Source organism: Marinobacter sp. (genome assembly GCF_048266785.1).
GTDB lineage: Bacteria > Pseudomonadota > Gammaproteobacteria > Pseudomonadales > Oleiphilaceae > Marinobacter.
Map to the genome: position 1 here is coordinate 53,911 of NZ_JBLWYX010000001.1, position 16,364 is coordinate 70,274.

General features: G+C 55.1%; 15 protein-coding genes. 10 read left to right on the forward strand and 5 right to left on the reverse strand.

The annotated features are described in order from the left end of the window. Window positions 1-75 precede the first annotated feature (75 nt). Window positions 76-330: an accessory factor UbiK family protein gene (locus tag ACN0V1_RS00275; protein ID WP_144778758.1), complete on the reverse strand. Its 255-nt coding sequence runs from the start codon at window positions 328-330 to the stop codon at window positions 76-78. A 429-nt stretch (window positions 331-759) separates the two neighbouring features. On the opposite strand from ACN0V1_RS00275, the gene glnK reads away from it, so the two are divergent. The 5 genes from glnK to ACN0V1_RS00300 all read left to right on the forward strand — a co-directional run bounded on the left by glnK (window position 760) and on the right by ACN0V1_RS00300 (window position 6,582). Then, entirely contained in the window at window positions 760-1,098 is a 339-nt protein-coding gene (gene glnK, locus ACN0V1_RS00280; protein ID WP_071264623.1) for a P-II family nitrogen regulator, read from the forward strand. A 69-nt stretch (window positions 1,099-1,167) separates the two neighbouring features. Then, window positions 1,168-2,436, forward strand: coding sequence for an ammonium transporter (locus ACN0V1_RS00285; protein ID WP_417543072.1), 1,269 nt, complete (start codon window positions 1,168-1,170; stop codon window positions 2,434-2,436). A 169-nt stretch (window positions 2,437-2,605) separates the two neighbouring features. Further along, window positions 2,606-3,472, forward strand: coding sequence for a DUF4123 domain-containing protein (locus tag ACN0V1_RS00290; RefSeq protein WP_417543073.1), 867 nt, complete (start codon window positions 2,606-2,608; stop codon window positions 3,470-3,472). Then, entirely contained in the window at window positions 3,473-5,398 is a 1,926-nt protein-coding gene (locus ACN0V1_RS00295) for a hypothetical protein (RefSeq protein ID WP_417543074.1), read from the forward strand. A gap of 95 nt (window positions 5,399-5,493) precedes the next feature. Further along, window positions 5,494-6,582, forward strand: coding sequence for a WD40 repeat domain-containing protein (locus ACN0V1_RS00300; protein ID WP_417543075.1), 1,089 nt, complete (start codon window positions 5,494-5,496; stop codon window positions 6,580-6,582). 5 nt (window positions 6,583-6,587) lie between these two features. On the opposite strand, the gene ACN0V1_RS00305 is transcribed toward ACN0V1_RS00300, so the two are convergent. Next, complete coding sequence (locus ACN0V1_RS00305) at window positions 6,588-7,085, reverse strand: DUF6231 family protein (protein ID WP_417543076.1); 498 nt, start codon at window positions 7,083-7,085, stop codon at window positions 6,588-6,590. Between the two features lie 10 nt (window positions 7,086-7,095). After that, window positions 7,096-7,977, reverse strand: a complete 882-nt coding sequence (speE, locus tag ACN0V1_RS00310; protein ID WP_417543077.1) for a polyamine aminopropyltransferase — start codon at window positions 7,975-7,977, stop codon at window positions 7,096-7,098. A 214-nt stretch (window positions 7,978-8,191) separates the two neighbouring features. Here speE and speA point away from each other — a divergent pair, with 214 nt between their 5' ends. From speA to ACN0V1_RS00325, 3 genes are all read left to right on the forward strand, one after another. Beyond that, entirely contained in the window at window positions 8,192-10,102 is a 1,911-nt protein-coding gene (speA, locus tag ACN0V1_RS00315) for a biosynthetic arginine decarboxylase (RefSeq protein WP_417543078.1), read from the forward strand. A 171-nt stretch (window positions 10,103-10,273) separates the two neighbouring features. Beyond that, entirely contained in the window at window positions 10,274-10,873 is a 600-nt protein-coding gene (locus ACN0V1_RS00320) for a sigma-70 family RNA polymerase sigma factor (protein ID WP_417543079.1), read from the forward strand. Further along, window positions 10,870-11,508: a ChrR family anti-sigma-E factor gene (locus ACN0V1_RS00325; RefSeq protein WP_417543080.1), complete on the forward strand. Its 639-nt coding sequence runs from the start codon at window positions 10,870-10,872 to the stop codon at window positions 11,506-11,508. Before ACN0V1_RS00320 ends, ACN0V1_RS00325 begins: the two co-directional genes overlap by 4 nt. Before the next feature lie 25 nt (window positions 11,509-11,533). On the opposite strand, the gene ACN0V1_RS00330 is transcribed toward ACN0V1_RS00325, so the two are convergent. Continuing rightward, window positions 11,534-12,277, reverse strand: a complete 744-nt coding sequence (locus ACN0V1_RS00330) for an SDR family NAD(P)-dependent oxidoreductase (protein ID WP_417543081.1) — start codon at window positions 12,275-12,277, stop codon at window positions 11,534-11,536. Between the two features lie 201 nt (window positions 12,278-12,478). Here ACN0V1_RS00330 and tcdA point away from each other — a divergent pair, with 201 nt between their 5' ends. Both tcdA and ACN0V1_RS00340 read left to right on the forward strand, forming a co-directional pair. Continuing rightward, window positions 12,479-13,270: a tRNA cyclic N6-threonylcarbamoyladenosine(37) synthase TcdA gene (gene tcdA, locus ACN0V1_RS00335; RefSeq protein ID WP_417543082.1), complete on the forward strand. Its 792-nt coding sequence runs from the start codon at window positions 12,479-12,481 to the stop codon at window positions 13,268-13,270. Between the two features lie 21 nt (window positions 13,271-13,291). Then, on the forward strand, window positions 13,292-15,214 hold the full coding sequence (locus tag ACN0V1_RS00340) for a cation:proton antiporter (RefSeq protein WP_417543083.1): 1,923 nt from the start codon (window positions 13,292-13,294) through the stop codon (window positions 15,212-15,214). A 4-nt stretch (window positions 15,215-15,218) separates the two neighbouring features. Here the strand turns inward: ACN0V1_RS00340 and ACN0V1_RS00345 are convergent, their stop codons facing one another. After that, window positions 15,219-16,202 carry an NADP-dependent oxidoreductase gene (locus ACN0V1_RS00345; RefSeq protein WP_417543084.1) on the reverse strand — a complete coding sequence of 328 codons (984 nt, stop codon included), beginning with the start codon at window positions 16,200-16,202 and terminating at the stop codon, window positions 15,219-15,221. Window positions 16,203-16,364: the final 162 nt, after the last annotated feature.

A 16,364-nucleotide genomic window follows, 5' to 3' on the forward strand; every position in this document is an offset into this window, starting at 1 on the left:
CCATGGTTTGTGGGTATCAGTTAAGGGGTCGCGATAAACCGACCAACCCGGCTTCCTGCCGGGAGTCGTTCAGATTTATTGAGCCTTCGAAGCCTTGTCGAGCTCGGCAACCCTTTTCTCCAATGCCTCGACCTTTTCGCGGGTTTTCATAAGCACCGCTTGTTGGGCATCGAATTCTTCACGGGTCACTAACTCCAGGCGCGACAGAACAGCCATAACCGTAGCGCGAGCCTGGGTTTCAAAATCTTCCCGGGCGGCACGCGCCATATCCGGAACAAACTGTCCGAACTGCCCCTGTAGCTGCGCGAAAATATCCTGTGGACCTTTCACTCATCACCTCACTGATTAAAATAATGCCCGATTTCGACCAAAAGACCTGACCCATTGCTACGGCATTGGGTGGTGCAAAAGAATAGCACCGTGGTCGGTTTGCAGGAGTGTATCACACCGCCAGCCCTGCCATACTAGGCACGGTGAGCACTATGAATAGCCTTGCTCGCTCCCAGGCCTGCTCCGATCTGGCTCACGGGGTGGTAAGGCGCTCCATTATGGTGCGCAAACTGGCGAGTCGATTTATACAAAATGGCCGCCAGAACGAACCAAAGCATTGATTTAAAAATATTTTTTTGCGTTGGCATACCCGGTGCTAAAGCTCTTGTACGCAATCCGCACAGTTGACGTGCGAAGCGGCAGCACCCCGAACTCAACAACTGGCCGTTGGGCTCTCACTGTTGGGACGGCTTTACCAAGGAGAAAGCAATGAAACTTGTGACAGCGATCATTAAGCCTTTCAAGCTGGATGATGTCCGTGAGGCATTATCCGAGATAGGCGTTCAAGGCGTAACCGTCACTGAGGTCAAAGGCTTCGGGCGGCAGAAAGGTCACACAGAGCTCTATCGTGGCGCGGAATATGTGGTGGACTTTCTGCCCAAAGTAAAAGTGGAAGTTGCCATTGGTGATAACCTTCTGGATCAGGTTATCGAGTCCATCACCAAGGCTGCCAATACCGGCAAGATCGGTGATGGCAAGATTTTCGTGACTGAACTGCAGCAGGCAATCCGGATCCGGACAGGCGAAACGGGCGAAGAAGCCGTCTGATCCTGCTCTGATCATTTAGCAGCTAACGCAAAAAAACCAATCTGAAGTGCCTCGTGCGGAGGGCCTCTCATGGAAAGCAATGTTTTTCACCTGCAGTACGCAATAGATACCTTTTATTTTTTGATGTGCGGTGCATTAGTAATGTGGATGGCCGCCGGCTTTGCCATGCTCGAGTCCGGGCTGGTCCGGGCCAAAAACACCACGGAAATCCTCACTAAAAACGTCGCGCTCTATGCCGTCGCCTGCACCATGTATCTGGTGTGTGGCTACGCCATCATGTACGACGGCTCACTGTTACTGAACGGCATTGAGCAAACGGATGCCGCAGCGGTATTAGGGGATTTCGCCACCCGGGAAGATGGTTTCGAAGGCGGAGCAATATATTCCAGCGCGGCGGATTTCTTTTTCCAGGTGGTATTCGTAGCCACCGCCATGTCAATCGTATCCGGCGCTGTGGCTGAGCGCATGAAGCTCTGGGCATTCCTTGTCTTTGCGGTCGCCATGACTGGCGTCATCTACCCTTTGGAAGGCTCCTGGACCTGGGGCGGCAAGGACGTCTTCGGGTTGTATAACCTGGGCGATCTTGGTTTCAGCGACTTTGCCGGTTCCGGCATTGTTCACATGGCCGGTGCGGCCGCTGCACTTGCCGGAGTACTGTTACTTGGGGCCCGGAAAGGCAAATACGGCCCCAACGGCGAAATCCGTGCCATCCCCGGTGCCAACCTGCCTCTGGCCGCGCTGGGTACGTTTATCCTGTGGATGGGCTGGTTTGGCTTCAACGGTGGCTCCGTTCTGAAACTGGGCGATATCGCCAGCGCCAACTCGGTTGCCATGGTATTCCTCAACACCAACGCGGCCGCCGCCGGCGGTGCTATAGCCGCGCTGATAACCGGTCGCTTGCTGTTCGGCAAGGCCGATCTGACCATGCTCCTGAACGGCGCCATTGCCGGCCTTGTGGTAATCACCGCAGAGCCCTCTACACCTAGCGCTTTGGTCTCAACTCTCTGGGGTGGACTGGGCGGTGTAACCGTTGTATTCAGCATCATCTTTCTGGACAAACTGCGCATCGATGACCCCGTAGGCGCCATCTCGGCCCACGGTGTGTGTGGTTTTCTCGGGCTGATGCTGGTTCCTGTCACTAACAGTGGCGCGACCTTCAGCGGACAATTGATTGGCGCTGCAACCATCTTCGGCTGGGTGTTCCTTGCCAGCCTGCTGGTCTGGGGCATCATCAAAGCGGTGATGGGTGTACGTGTCAGCGAAGAGGAAGAGTACGAGGGCGTGGATCTGTCCGAGTGCGGTATGGAAGCCTATCCGGAGTTTGTCAGCAGCAAGTAACATTCTTTGGATGTTGAGCGGGAAGGGGTACCTGAGTGGGCGCCCCTTCTCATTTTCAGTAGATCTGTTTCTTGACAGAGGTTTTGACAAGCCCGGCAGGTGACAGTGTTTTCGGGTTCCGCTACTATCACTGTGCATTTTGGTCATCTAAGGATAGATGAAAGCAGCCATGAAGGACTCCACAGCTCTGAGCCAGAAGGCTCACGAAACCACGTCGTTTTACCATCACAAAGCCCCACTGAACGCAGATGCCTGCTGGTATCTGGTCGACCAGGCAAAACACCCTGAAGTATTGCGCCTGCTGTTTGAGCATGACCCCGCGCCCGTTTACGACTTGCCTTATATTCATTCGGAATACCGCGAACAAGCCCATGATGGCCCTCTGGTTATCCAGCCCACCACACGCCAGAGTGAAGAATGGCTGAACGGCTGGCTGACAGAAGGCAAAGCCCTGGCACTGCAGGGCCTGCAATTGACGCTCGAAAAAATCCGCAATCACCTTGTAAGCCTAAATACCGTTCGTGCTCCCCACGGTGACAGCCTTTTTCGTTATGCAGATCCAGCAACGTTTGGCAGCCTTGGGGCATCGCTTTCACCCTATCAGCGTTTGCGGGTGCTTGGCCCAGTAACCGCCATCCATGGGCACTATGCGGGCGCTGGCTGGTCTCTTGTGAAAGATCAATCCCAGGCAGTTTCAAGTGAGTTGGCCGAACTGTGCTCGCAACCACTCGTGCTAACCAGAGAAAATATTGCTGCAGTGGAACGCTATCGCCGCCATCTTTTGGCAACGTCTCTTGCGCAAGGCAATGGGCTGGCTGATGACCTCGTTTCTTCCTGGTTCCAGCAGTTGATAGAGCTGAGTGCTCCGAATGAGCAAGCTTTGATAGAAGGAGCTGGACTTCTGGTAACGCAAGGCTTTACCAGAGTATTGAGCGAAGATGAACTTACGACGGTACGCAAGACCAGGCAAGGAGCCGATTGGTCAGACACACTGGAAACACTTGCAACACTGACGCATTCACAGGAGGGAACCTGAATGACAGCCACAAACAACCTGCCCTTTGCACCCAGTTCAGCACCTTTCGGGGCCCATGGCGCGCCCATTTGCGCCCACGAAACGGCAAACGTGCGTCTACAACGCTCGGATAACCTCAGGCGTGCCAAAGCTTTTACCAACGCCGGCACAATCGGGGATGAAAGCGGCCATGTCGCAACGGCTAAACTGCAAAATGGCACAGAACATACGCCAGATAATGCCGTAGCCATCTTCACTCAACTCGTCACAGGGAGCGCCAGATGGCACTGGCCCGAGGAGCCAGAGGGAGAGCACCTGATCGGGCTCGATACTGTGAGTGAACAACGCCGCTTTGCCCCCGGTCACTACCTCGACGAAGGCGTAGACCTCACCGTTATTCAGGGTGAACGCAAAGCCAGGGCCATACACCTGCCGCCGCCGGTGATCATCAACCTGCGAGAATCAGCACCTGCAGCAGGCGATTTACTGACAGATGAGCAACTGGATTACTTTCGGGCAAACGGTAATAACGCGCTTATCTACATCCATGGCTACAACGTGTCCCATGGAGAGTGGGGGCGGTTCCTGAACCGCCAAGACAGTCAAAAACACTACGGCGGCCATGGGCCAGGCCCCAGAACCGCCTGGCACCCTAATAAGGCTACAGTTTGGCAGGACACGGAAGCCCTATCGGAGTTTACCGCCAGTCCACTGGAAGATGACGATGTGAATGGCACAGGCGCTCACAGCTGGGCCATTCACATGGAATACCAGCTGAATCGCGCAGCGGGCTTTGACGGCCAGAACTGGATGCCCTACAGCCGCATCATCAATATCTCCTGGCCGGGAGACACGGGTTCCACAGACTTTATGCAGGCCGAGCTGAATGCCATGGCAGCCGGACGACGTCTGGTGCCCATCCTTCAGCAACTGGCGAATGCGGGCATTGCCGTCAACCTGATAACCCACTCTCTGGGCGCACGGGTGGGCCTGACCGCCCTGAACATCCTGGGCACCATCGGACATCGTGATCTAGTGGATCATTTGTTCCTCTGGCAACCCGCCGTTGCCGACAATGCACTGTCCAACGACAGCACCCGTGATGCGCATCCTCTGGGACTGGGCGTGTTTCCGTCCGCCCACAGTGCTGCCCGTAAAATCGTGGTGCTGCATTCCCGTGGCGACGGGATTCTTGGGCCAGACAATGCCGACGACAGAGCCTGGTGGCAAAAGGCCTTGCACCACATTCAACCCGTGGCGATGACTGCCTGGACTCTGGCCAAGGCCGATGACCCAATGGATGACGTACTCGGTAAATTGCACGGAGCTTATGACAAAAAATGGTGGTGCTTCCCGAGCTTTCTGGATAACGGCTTCGGGCCTGCCATTGAAAAACTCTACAAGGATTACTTGCCCCTCACCTTTGAAGTCGGGAAAACGGCCCATCCCCAGCGCTCGGCGTATGTACCCGAAGCCCTCAAACAAACCGTCAAAGCAAACTGGGACAGGCTGGAGAAAGAAATTCTTGCCGAGGCAAACGCCCTCTGGCAGCCCTGCATAGACTGCTTGCGCAACGGCGAGCGGCCGCCGGAGTACACCCTGCTGTCGCCGTTGAATTACCGTGCCAGCGTAAGCCCGCAGGTGGCGAAGGATTATGTTTTACGTTTGAAGAGGCTTGCGGTGAATGATTGGTTTCCGGAGCAGTCGCCGAGACCCGCGTTGGGGTATGTGGGGTTTAATGAGGTAGCGGGAGAAGAGGCCATCGCATTCGACGAGTTCCTTGATGACGCCCTGAGAAATACAGTCTTTATTTCTGTTGATCAATCACGACGGCTGTTTAGCCACTCTGGGATGAAAATTCCCACACAAGAATTGTTTGTAGAAGTCTATCAGCGTGAGATCGTGCAGGGCCAATTACTCGCAAATTCAAAGTTTGGACGTTATTGATGAGCAAGTTCAATCTACGGGCACTTTTGTTACTGGGGGTTACTTTAGCTACAGGATTCAGCTTGTGGAAAGTTTATAACTCAGCCGGGCCGGTCATGAGCGCCTCAGTTTCCTCAAGCGGGGTATTTGCCATCACCGCCCACAGGGATCAGAAGTTGATTCTGTGGGATTTGAAAGCACATAACCGGAAAATTATTAGCCGCGAGGCTAACATCTATAGCGCCTACTTCGTTAAAAATCGGGATGTTTTTCTCTGGCAGGATCTCGGTAATGTCGTGACCGCCCAAACAACAAACGGAATGCCCCAGACAACTTTTGAGTTAGACAAACCGACCTATGGTCACCTCATGACTCAGGATCTCAGCACCTACTATTACTCTGACATTGGCTGGAGCATATTTCGACGATCGAAAGACGGATCTACAGAGACGATCAAAGCAACCGATGGCAGAGCTTTTCTTGGCTACCACAAGCTCTTCAACCTCTCGATGGACGAATCAGAGCAATGGCTGGTTTCTGCAGGAAGCGGCGAATCCAAAGCATTTGAACCACCCTATTACCGGTCGATACAAGAGGTTCTTGATCAAGGTGAAAAATACCAGCGCATGAACGGTGTCGCTTTATGGAGTCTCGAAACCGGGCAACCAGTTGCTAAACTGAACGGCACCTCCTCCAAAACCCACGCCACAATCAGCCCGGATGGGCAATGGGTGGTCAGCGCAGGCGAAAACGGCAATAGTTTTGCGTGGAACACTGACAAACCCGATGTCAGACAACGTCTCGCGAACTACCACAGCGGGATTTACCTTGACGACACGCCTTTTGAAATGGGCGACCCTCGCAACCGGGACAAAAGCGGCCTGATCGATGCCCCTACCGGTCTCAACACCTTCACCATCGCCGTCGCCTTCATCCACAACAGCGAATACTACCTCCGCTTTGGCAACAACAGCCACTTCGCCGCCCTGTTCAAAACTGGCAGCCCTTGGCCCGTGAAGTACTTTGATCTGGGCGAATCGCCCAGACTGGTCACTTACGGCAGCCAATACGACCGCAACAACGCCATCGCCACCTCACCCGAAGCAAGCATTCTGGCCATGGGGCATCAGTCCACTGGCGGCATCAGCGTGTATCAGTTTGATCCTGACCAGCTGACGCTGGAGCGAATCTGGGTCGTGGAGTAGGACGCTCACCAACGTGCCTTATCCCACATTTCCGGGTTGGCCCAGTATTGGGGGTTGTTCCAGTCCCGTCGCCTGTTGTAACTATCGATGTTGTAGGTATACAGCGTGCGGGCTGGAGTACCTTGCAAGTGCGCCTGACGTTTGAAACCCAGGCCGAGAAAGTCACTCAGTTGCCAGCCCGACTCGTTGGTCATAATCACGGCTATCCGGTGCGTGCCAAAGTTGCGTAGCTGGCCAAGCATCAGGGTGCCTTCTTCATGGCTCAACTGCTCCAGAGCGCCCTCAATCAGTGCCAGATCGTGTGTATCCGCCGGCGGCAGACCGTTATTGAGAGCTGACAGAAACAGTTCGGTGTAAAGTCTGTCCGGATACTGCTCATGCCAGGCCCGGCCCAGACGAACCGGTAGCGTGCCGCATACCAGCAGTGTGTCAGGCTGACAATCGTCCAGGGTTTGCGCAAGCGCCTGCCGAGGCGTCAGGCTGGGTTCATTTTGCTTGATCATAGAGCTGGAACTAACCCTCTGCCGGTCGCGTTTCGTCTTCCAGCGCGTCAATCATGAACTGCGGCATGGCGAGCGCACCGTGGTGAATTCCTGAATTGTAGTAACGCGTCACGAACGGGCGATTGTTTACGTCGTCCTCGCGGAAATACCTTACCGGATTGTCTTTACTTGCCATGGTGCAACTCCACCAGCCGGTGGGGTATACGGGCTGCGGAAATGGCAGCGTTTGCACATGGTCAAAGCCGGCTTTGCGCATGTCGTTATGGATGTCTTTTATGATGGTTTCGGTGTGCAGCAATGGCGATTCGCTCTGTTGCACAATAATACCGCCATCACCCAGTGCCAGCATGGCATCACGATAGAAATCCAGAGCAAACAGGCCTTCCGCGGGGCCGACCGGGTCGGTGCTGTCGATAATGAGGATATCGATGCTGCCGGGATCCACGTCCCGCACCCACTTTATGCCGTCGCCAAAGAAGAAATTGGCACGCGGGTCATGGTTGGATTCGCACAATTCGGGGAAGTATTCCTCAGACATGCGAGTAACACGCTCGTCGATTTCAACCTGCCAGGCTTCTTCCACGTCGGGGTGCTTCAGAACTTCCTTCAGGGTGCCGCAATCACCGCCACCAACAATCACAACTTTTTTCGGCTTTTTGTGGGTAAACAACGCCGGGTGGGTCATCATTTCATGATAAAGAAAATTGTCACGAGTGGTCAGCATCACACAGCCATCGAGCACCATCAGGTTGCCAAAGGTTTCCGTTTCGTAGATTTCCAGTTTCTGGAATGGCGTCCGCTCTTCGTGCAGCTTCTTTTTCACCTGCAGGGAAAATGCGGTTCCCTGATCCTGGAAGACCTCGGTAAACCAGTCGTTGTTCAACGTTGTCATGGTGCTCTCCTGCGAAACCTGGGGCATGGTCAAAGTGCATATTGTAGAGGCGCGAAGCGATCAGCCAAAATATTTGTTGGCGATTTCTGTGTTTTAGAGCCTGCGCAGGCAAGGTAAACAGCCGCGAAGGCTTTCAGGTGCAAAGGCTAAACCCTACAATACCAGCCATTCAGCCGACCTGCCCGGCCCCGATTTTCCCACAAGGACAGAATCCATGAGCAACACCAGCGCCTCCCCGGCTCACAAGGTTTATAACATTGCCCAATGGAGCGATGGCTATATCGGTGTTAATCCGGAAGGCGAGGTTGTTATCCGGCCAAACCGTGGCAAGAGTGAGGCGGAGATCAACTTGCCGGAGCTTACTCGCGCGCTGGTGGGCTCTGGACTCCAACTGCCCGTACTTATTCGCTTTACGGACATTCTTCACGATCGGGTGAACAAACTTTGCAACGCGTTCAACAAAGTCGCCACAGAACATGGTTTTAAAGGACAGTACACCGCTGTCTACCCTATCAAGGTAAACCAGCAGCGCCGCGTGGTTGAAGAGCTGATCGCCGCAGAACCGGCGGCCAGCAATGGGCAGATTGGCCTGGAAGCAGGCAGTAAGCCGGAACTGATGGCAGTGCTTGCCCTGGCCAAGCAACCCGGCTCGGTTATCGTATGCAACGGCTACAAGGACAGAGAATACATACGCCTGGCGTTGATTGGTCAAAAGCTGGGCCACCGGGTTTATATCGTGGTGGAAAAGCAGTCGGAGCTGCCGCTTATTCTGGACGAAGCCAGGAAGCTTGAGGTGTCACCACTTATTGGCGTGCGCGTTCGGCTGGCGACGATCGGTAAGGGCAACTGGCAGAACACCGGCGGTGAAAAATCCAAGTTCGGGTTGTCTGCCAGCCAGGTTCTGGATGTGGTGAACACCCTGCGCAAAGCCGGCGCTTTGGACACCCTTCAGCTTCTGCACTTTCACTTGGGCTCCCAGATTGCCAATATCCGCGATATCCAGACAGGCCTGAGGGAGTGCGCGCGTTTTTACAGTGAGCTCAGGCAGATGGGCGCCCCCGTGAATACGGTTGATATCGGCGGCGGCTTGGGCGTTGATTACGAGGGCACTCGTTCTCGCAGCGCCTGTTCGATGAACTACAGCATGCACGAATACGCCTATAACGTGGTGCACGTGCTGCAGGCTGAATGCGATCGCCACAGTCTTCCTCACCCCGATCTGATCAGCGAATCTGGCCGGGCACTGACCGCACACCACTCCGTGCTGGTGACCAACGTTATCGATCAGGAAGAACCGGAAGAGCGACCTGCCGCACAACCGGAACAGGATGCGCCGGCACCGTTGCACGATCTCTGGCGTGATCTGGAAAGCCTCGAAGACCCGGAATCCCCGCGCTCACTGGCCGAAATCTACCACGACGTTATGCATGCCATGGCAGATGTTCACGGCCAGTTTGCCCATGGCACGCTCTCTTTGCAGGAGCGTGCGGACTCCGAAACGCTTTATATACGCTGCTGTCGATTACTGCAGCGGCAGCTCGACAAAAATAGCAGGGCTCACCGTGAAATCATTGACGAGCTGAATGAAAAGTTGGCCGCAAAGCTGTTCGTCAATTTCTCATTGTTTCAGTCACTGCCCGATGTGTGGGGCATAGACCAGATATTTCCGGTCATGCCGGTGAACGGCCTCAACCGTCCACTCAGCCGCCGCGCGGTGATTCAGGACATCACCTGCGATTCCGATGGGCGCATTGACCGTTATGTGGATGGCCAGGGCACGGAAACCACCCTGCCCCTGCCGGAAGATAAACCCGGCGAGGCACTGCTGATGGGTTTTTTCATGACCGGTGCTTATCAGGAAATTCTGGGAGACATGCACAACCTGTTTGGCGACACTCATTCTGTGGATGTGCGCCTGAACGACTCGGGCGGCTTCGAGACCAGCGCACCCATAATCGGCGATACGGTTGCCCACGTGCTCAGGTACGTGAACTTTGAACCCGAAGCTCTGCTGACAGCCTACAGAGAGAAATTTGCAGCAAGCGACCTGCCTCAGGATGCCCAGGCATCTCTGATGGAAGAACTTGTCGCCGGGCTTCACGGGTATACCTATCTGGAGGACTAGGGTTTCTCTGAATAGCAGAACAAAGATCACCCGGGTTACAAAATAACTTTTGCATCAAGCTGATCTGCACAAAGAACCGACGCGTAAATACCGGAACTGACAAACCCGGGGCGAGTGCATAGAATGAGCAACGTAACAATTTTAAAACATGCGACAGTCAAGGAGCGTCCGGTGACCACACTGGAACAACAACCAGCACGTGGCGAGGGCCGCAAGGACCCTTGGAGCCAGCTGTTGGTGAAGGTGGGGAAAAGCCAGGATCGCCAGGCCTATCATTCGTTGTTTGAACATTTCGCCCCGCAGCTCAAGTATTACGCCATGGCAAATGGTATGGCCAGCCACGCTGAGGAGTTGGTTCAGGAAGTTTTTGTCTCAATCTGGAGGCGGGCATGTTTATACGACTGGCAGAAAGCCGCAGCCTCAACCTGGATCTTCACGATCGCGCGCAACCAGCGTATTGACATGCTGCGCAAGATGCGCCGTACCAGCGCAGAAATGCAAATCGAAACGGAAGACCTCTGGCAGATCCCGGGCGAGGATGCTAATCAACCAGTAACTTCACTGCATCGCCTGATGTCTGAGCGGCGTGTGAGAGAGTCTTTGAAACACCTGCCAGAAGAACAGATTACCGTGATAGCAAAAGTGTACATGGAACAGAAGTCCCACCAGATGGTGGCTGACGAACTGAATATTCCCCTCGGCACCGTCAAAAGCCGGGTACGCCTTGCGCTGAACAAGCTGAAAGTGATTTTGCAGGACCAGAACGTATGACACGGCACCACCCCGAAAGCCTGAGCCTGATGGATTATAGCGCGGGCAACCTGAGCGAGCCTTATGCCCTGTGCATCCGGCTTCATCTTGACGAATGCTCCCTTTGCCGCAGTCGGGTAGATTCGCTCGACAGCCTGGGTGCTGTGATGATGGAGCAACAGCCGAAAGTCAGCGTTTCCGAGTCAATGTTTGACAGCATTTTGGCAAAGATAGACAGCTTACCGTCACCCCAACCTGCGGCAAAGCCTGTACCCAGAGCCAGCGTCCTCCAGAAATTGCTTGGAGATGACATCAACAACCTGCCCTGGAAGCGCCAGCTGGGTGATGTCAGCGTGCTGGACATCACCGAAAAGTTTCCCGGCCAGAATGAGCAGGTGGTTTTGCAAAAACTGGTTTCAGGAGGCAAAGCGCCTGCACACACCCACAGGGGTACCGAGACGACCATCGTGCTGCAGGGCGCCTTCACTGATCAGAATGGCGTCTTCAACCAGTGGGACTTTGTCGTCCTGACCGATCAGGATGAACACAAGCCGGTCGCAGTTGGATGCGAAGACTGCATTACGCTTTCTGTGCTGAGCGCACCGGTGAAGCTGACCGGGACCTTCACCCGGATGCTCAACCCCTTCATCAGTTGATTGCTGACACCCCGATTGCCGCTTTCTACCAAGGAAGCTCTGAACCGTCCCAGCTCAGAAAGCGGCCATTGTCCTCTGGCGTTACCCCCTCAATAACGGTTAACAAATTCCTGGCGGTGTCGGCGGCACCGTGCACCTGAAGTTGCGCCAAAGATTGCCTGAAAGGATCGCTCAGCGCAGAATCGGTTGTCCCGGGGTGCAATGACACGCAGGCAACAGGTTTGCAGCGACGGGGCAACTCCACCGAAAGCGTGCGCACCAGCATGTTCAGAGCGGCTTTCGAGCTTCGGTACGCATACCAGCCACCCAAACGGTTATCCTCAATCGAGCCCACCTTGGCTGAAATGGCGGCAATCCGTATGAACTCGCGATGGCGAAACCACGGCAACAGCGCCTGAACCAGCAGGGCAAAGCCTGTTGCGTTCACCGCAAAGGCCCGGGAAAGACTCTCTGCTTTTAGCTCTTCCAGCCGTTTTTCGGGAAACATAGCGCCGTCGTGCAGCAAACCGGCAGCGTATATGAAGGTATCTATGCCCTCCGGAGCAGGAATAGTTTCTCCAAGCGCCCGGGCAACTGCATCCGGAGCCTGGCTATCTTCCGCATCCCAAGCCAGAAGCGTCAGCCTGTTGTGGCTGCGCAATGGCTCAGACACCGTAGCTGGATCACGACACAGACCCACCACGACAGATTCTTTGTCACGCTCCAAAAGCGCCTTTGTCAACGCACCACCTATCGCCCCGGATACGCCGGCCACCAGAATTCGCTTCATATCATCCCTCCATATGCCCTCAACCATATACGAACAAATAACCCAGCAGACCGCACAAACGAGTGAACCACGAAATTAAAACAGCCGTATAAATCCGCATTAATATCACCCGGAAAGGAGTTTTCTGTCTGCTCTGACACTGAGGTATAATCGCGCCCTTTGAGTTTCTCCGGCTTATGCCCGGATCTGAACGGAGACCGCATGAACGCCGACGATTACGCTTTCCGCTTTGGCGGTATTCAACGGTTGTATGGGCGCCGCGCCCTGCACGCCTTTCGTGATGCCCACATTGCCGTGATTGGCTTGGGTGGAGTTGGTTCGTGGGCGGCCGAAGCCCTGGCGCGCAGCGGCATTGGCACTATCACCCTGATCGACATGGATGATATCTGTGTATCCAATACCAACCGCCAGCTTCATGCCCTGGAAGGCCAATACGGACGCACCAAAACCGATGCCATGGCCGATCGATTGAAAGCCATCAACCCCCATGCGGATATCCGGATTCACTTTGGCTTTCTCACACTGAAAAACCTCACAGAGCTGATTACGTCTGACATGACGGGTGTGGTCGATGCCATCGACAGCGTAAAACCGAAGGCCGCACTGATCGCTCACTGCCTGCGTGGAAAAATTCCGATTATCTGCGCCGGGGGCGCTGGTGGCCAGACAGACCCTACCAAAATCCTGGTAGCGGATCTCAGCAAAACCACCCAGGACCCCTTACTGGCCAAGGTTCGAAATCATCTGCGCCGGGAATACGGATTTTCCCGCAATCCCAAACGACGCTTCGGCATTGAGGCCGTATACTCGACAGAACAGCTGACGTATCCTGCCGAAGATGGTGAAGTCTGCCTGCAGAAGCCTGTTACAAACGGCCCCTCGCGGCTCGACTGTGCTTCCGGTTTCGGCGCCGCATGCCCCGTTACAGCCAGCTTTGGTCTATTCGCAGCCTCACGACTTTTAAATCGCATTGCACGACGCACCAACCAATAACCACACGGATACCAGACCTTTATGCCAGCCAGCACAGTCGTGATTCTTGCCAGCATTGGTGTCCTCTCATTATCTTTTCAGTGGCTCGCCTGGCGTGTGCGAGTGCCCGCCATTCTGTTTCTGCTTGCCGGTGGGATTCTTGTGGGCCCAGTGCTGGGCTTCCTCAACCCGGATGAAGTATTTGGCGACCTGCTGTTTCCGATGGTTTCACTGGCCGTTGCCATCATTCTGTTTGAAGGCAGCCTGACCCTGCGCTTTGATGAAATTCGCGGGCACAGCAAAATGGCCCGCAATCTCATACCTGTTGGCTCCATCGTCACCGGCATTATCGGCACCCTGGCGGCGCGCTGGGTTCTGGATATTTCCTGGGCCGTCGCCATGCTCTTTGGTGCCATTTCCATTGTTACCGGCCCAACCGTTATTGCACCGCTGCTGCGCTCAGTGCGCCCGAGCGCCAAACTGGCAAATATTCTACGCTGGGAAGGCATCATCATCGACCCGGTGGGCGCCTTGCTGGCCGTTCTGGTGTTCGAGGGCATTGTCTCCTGGGGCCAGGGCAACGTGTTCGGTCACTCCCTGTATATTTTTGGCAAAACCCTGCTGATCGGTTTCGTTACCGGAGCCCTGGCCGGCTATCTGAACGGCCTGGTGTTGCGCAAACACCTTATGCCGCAGTACCTGCACAACGCCGCCACACTCACCTTCATGCTGGGTGTTTATGCGCTCTCCAATGAAATGGCCCATGAGTCCGGCCTGCTCACGGTAACGGTTATGGGCATCTGGATGGCCAACATGAAGCAGGTCTCTGTCGACAGCATTCTGGAGTTCAAGGAATCCCTGAGTGTCCTGCTGATATCGGCGCTGTTTATCATATTGGCAGCGCGTGTGGAGTTCGCCGCAATTGCTGATCTGGGGTGGGGGCTGGCCGCAGTTCTGGCAGTGCTGATGTTGGTAGCCCGGCCACTCAGCGTGTTTTTGTCGGCTATCGGCACAGGCCTGAACTGGCGGGAAAAGCTGTTTCTAAGCTGGATTGCTCCCAGGGGTATTGTAGCGGCGGCGGTTTCTGCACTCTTCGCTTTCCAGCTCCAGAATCTCGGTTACGAAAGCGCTGCCGCCCTTGTGCCTATGGTGTTCGTGCTGATTATTGCCACCGTTACTCTGCAAAGCCTGACTGCTCGGCCCATCGCCAGGTTGTTGAAGGTTACTGAGCCTGCTGAATACGGATTCCTGATTCTCGGCGCCAATCCGGTTGCCCGCATGATCGGGCAAGCACTCAAGAAGCATGAGGTGCCGGTCGCCCTGGCAGACACAAACTGGGAGAACGTGCGCCAAGCGCGGATGGACAACCTGAAGGTATACTTTGGCAATCCGATTTCCGAGCATGCCTCAACGCACCTTGACCTTACCGGGATCGGCAATCTGCTGGTCATCTCGCCCTACAAACACATGAACTCGCTGGCGACTTACCATTTTCTGGACTGGTTCGGTGACACCCGAGTGTTCAGTCTTTCAGAAGGCGACCAGGATCAAAAGGCCCGACACCAGACGGCGGGGAAAATCCAGATGACCCGCGGCCTGTTCGATGACGTGAGCTACGCCAAGCTTGCCAGCCTGGCGAGCCAGGGTTACTCAATAAAAACCACCCAGCTCAGCGAAGAGTTTGAGTACAACGACTTTCTGGCAAAATACCAGAACCAGGCTCTGGTATTGTTTGTATTCGACAGCAAGAGCCGCATAAAGCCAGTGCGCAGCATGGACGACCTGAAACCCGATGACGACTGGATACTCATCAGCCTGGTACCACCCCAGAACCGCAAAGAGCGAAAAGACAAGGGAAACGGGGTAGAGCCTTCAGCTCCGGGAAAAGAGCCGTCAGCTTCCGGTAAAAAAAACTCAGGTCCTGACGAAGAACTCTCAACAGAAAGCTCTGGTCCAAGAAACTGAACGCCTAACGGCAGTCCAGCACCAGCTTGCCACACACATGCCCGCCTTCAAGAAGTTCGTGGGCCTGGGCAACCTGGTCCAGTGTAAAGACCTTCTCCAGGTGCACCTTCACGTCGCCATCTTCAATCAGCTCGGCAATTTCATCCAGGTGAAACACATCCGGACGCACTGTCATGCCATGCGCCCGCAACCCCAGCTCTTCCGCCGCACTGACGACTTCATCTGCCGTCACCGTAGGAATGGTAACCAGCATGCCGTTCTCACCCAGGGTACGCAGAGAGCGCTCGCCGGTATCACCACCGATCAGATCCAGCACCACATCCAGCCCATAACACTCATCGGCAATGTCGGTGGTGTGATAATCAATAACTTCATGGACACCAAGTCCGGCAAGAAAGTCCCGGTTACCTGCGGAAGCCGTTGCAATCACATGGGCGCCCCGCGCCAGCGCGAACTGCACGGCCAGGTGCCCCACACCGCCGGCGCCTGCGTGCACCAGAATTTTTTGCCCGGGCTCAAGCTTGGCCACTTCAAACAGTGCCTGCCAGGCGGTTAGCGCCGCGAGTGGCAGCGCCCCGGCCGTCACCAAATCGAGTTCTTCTGGCACGATAGCGAGTTCATCTGCCCTCGCCAGCGCATACTCTGAATAGGCGCCGCCATTCAGAGGAAAACCGATCATTCCCATAACGCGATCCCCGGGCGCCAAAGTCGTGACGTTATCTCCGGTGGCAACCACTTCACCGGCAACATCGTACCCGGGGGTCCAAGGCAGTGAGCTTTCAATCTGCTGCGCCACAAACCCGAGCCCTTTGCGGGTTTTCCAGTCAATGGGGTTCAGCCCGGCACCGTGAACGCGGATCAGAACTTCGCCCTCTTGCGGTGAAGGCGTATCCGAGCTTACGACCTGCAGAACATCACGCTCACCAAACTGGCGATAAACCACCTTTTTCATGGACGATGAAGAATGCTGATCAATGGGTGTATCCATGGGTATCTCCGGAATAGGCCGTTGATAGTAACGGGTTGCGACGGGATATTCTGTTCTCTCTTCAGGTTACCAGAAGTTGCCGGCAATAGTGACTCAGGAAGACTACAGGCCTTTTCCTCCGCTAACACAAGCTGCGGTCATAATATCCGCAAACTCTTTCGG

Bases quoted from the DNA above. Each gene is read 5' to 3' on its own strand.
- glnK (WP_071264623.1), top strand. From the start codon at position 760: ATGAAACTTGTGACAGCGATCATTAAGCCTTTCAAGCTGGATGATGTC.
- ACN0V1_RS00285 (WP_417543072.1), top strand. From the start codon at position 1,168: ATGGAAAGCAATGTTTTTCACCTGCAGTACGCAATAGATACCTTTTAT.
- ACN0V1_RS00290 (WP_417543073.1), top strand. From the start codon at position 2,606: ATGAAGGACTCCACAGCTCTGAGCCAGAAGGCTCACGAAACCACGTCG.
- ACN0V1_RS00295 (WP_417543074.1), top strand. From the start codon at position 3,473: ATGACAGCCACAAACAACCTGCCCTTTGCACCCAGTTCAGCACCTTTC.
- ACN0V1_RS00300 (WP_417543075.1), top strand. From the start codon at position 5,494: ATGAGCGCCTCAGTTTCCTCAAGCGGGGTATTTGCCATCACCGCCCAC.
- ACN0V1_RS00305 (WP_417543076.1), bottom strand. From the start codon at position 7,085: ATGATCAAGCAAAATGAACCCAGCCTGACGCCTCGGCAGGCGCTTGCG.
- speE (WP_417543077.1), bottom strand. From the start codon at position 7,977: ATGACAACGTTGAACAACGACTGGTTTACCGAGGTCTTCCAGGATCAG.
- speA (WP_417543078.1), top strand. From the start codon at position 8,192: ATGAGCAACACCAGCGCCTCCCCGGCTCACAAGGTTTATAACATTGCC.
- ACN0V1_RS00325 (WP_417543080.1), top strand. From the start codon at position 10,870: ATGACACGGCACCACCCCGAAAGCCTGAGCCTGATGGATTATAGCGCG.
- ACN0V1_RS00330 (WP_417543081.1), bottom strand. From the start codon at position 12,277: ATGAAGCGAATTCTGGTGGCCGGCGTATCCGGGGCGATAGGTGGTGCG.
- tcdA (WP_417543082.1), top strand. From the start codon at position 12,479: ATGAACGCCGACGATTACGCTTTCCGCTTTGGCGGTATTCAACGGTTG.
- ACN0V1_RS00340 (WP_417543083.1), top strand. From the start codon at position 13,292: ATGCCAGCCAGCACAGTCGTGATTCTTGCCAGCATTGGTGTCCTCTCA.
- ACN0V1_RS00345 (WP_417543084.1), bottom strand. From the start codon at position 16,202: ATGGATACACCCATTGATCAGCATTCTTCATCGTCCATGAAAAAGGTG.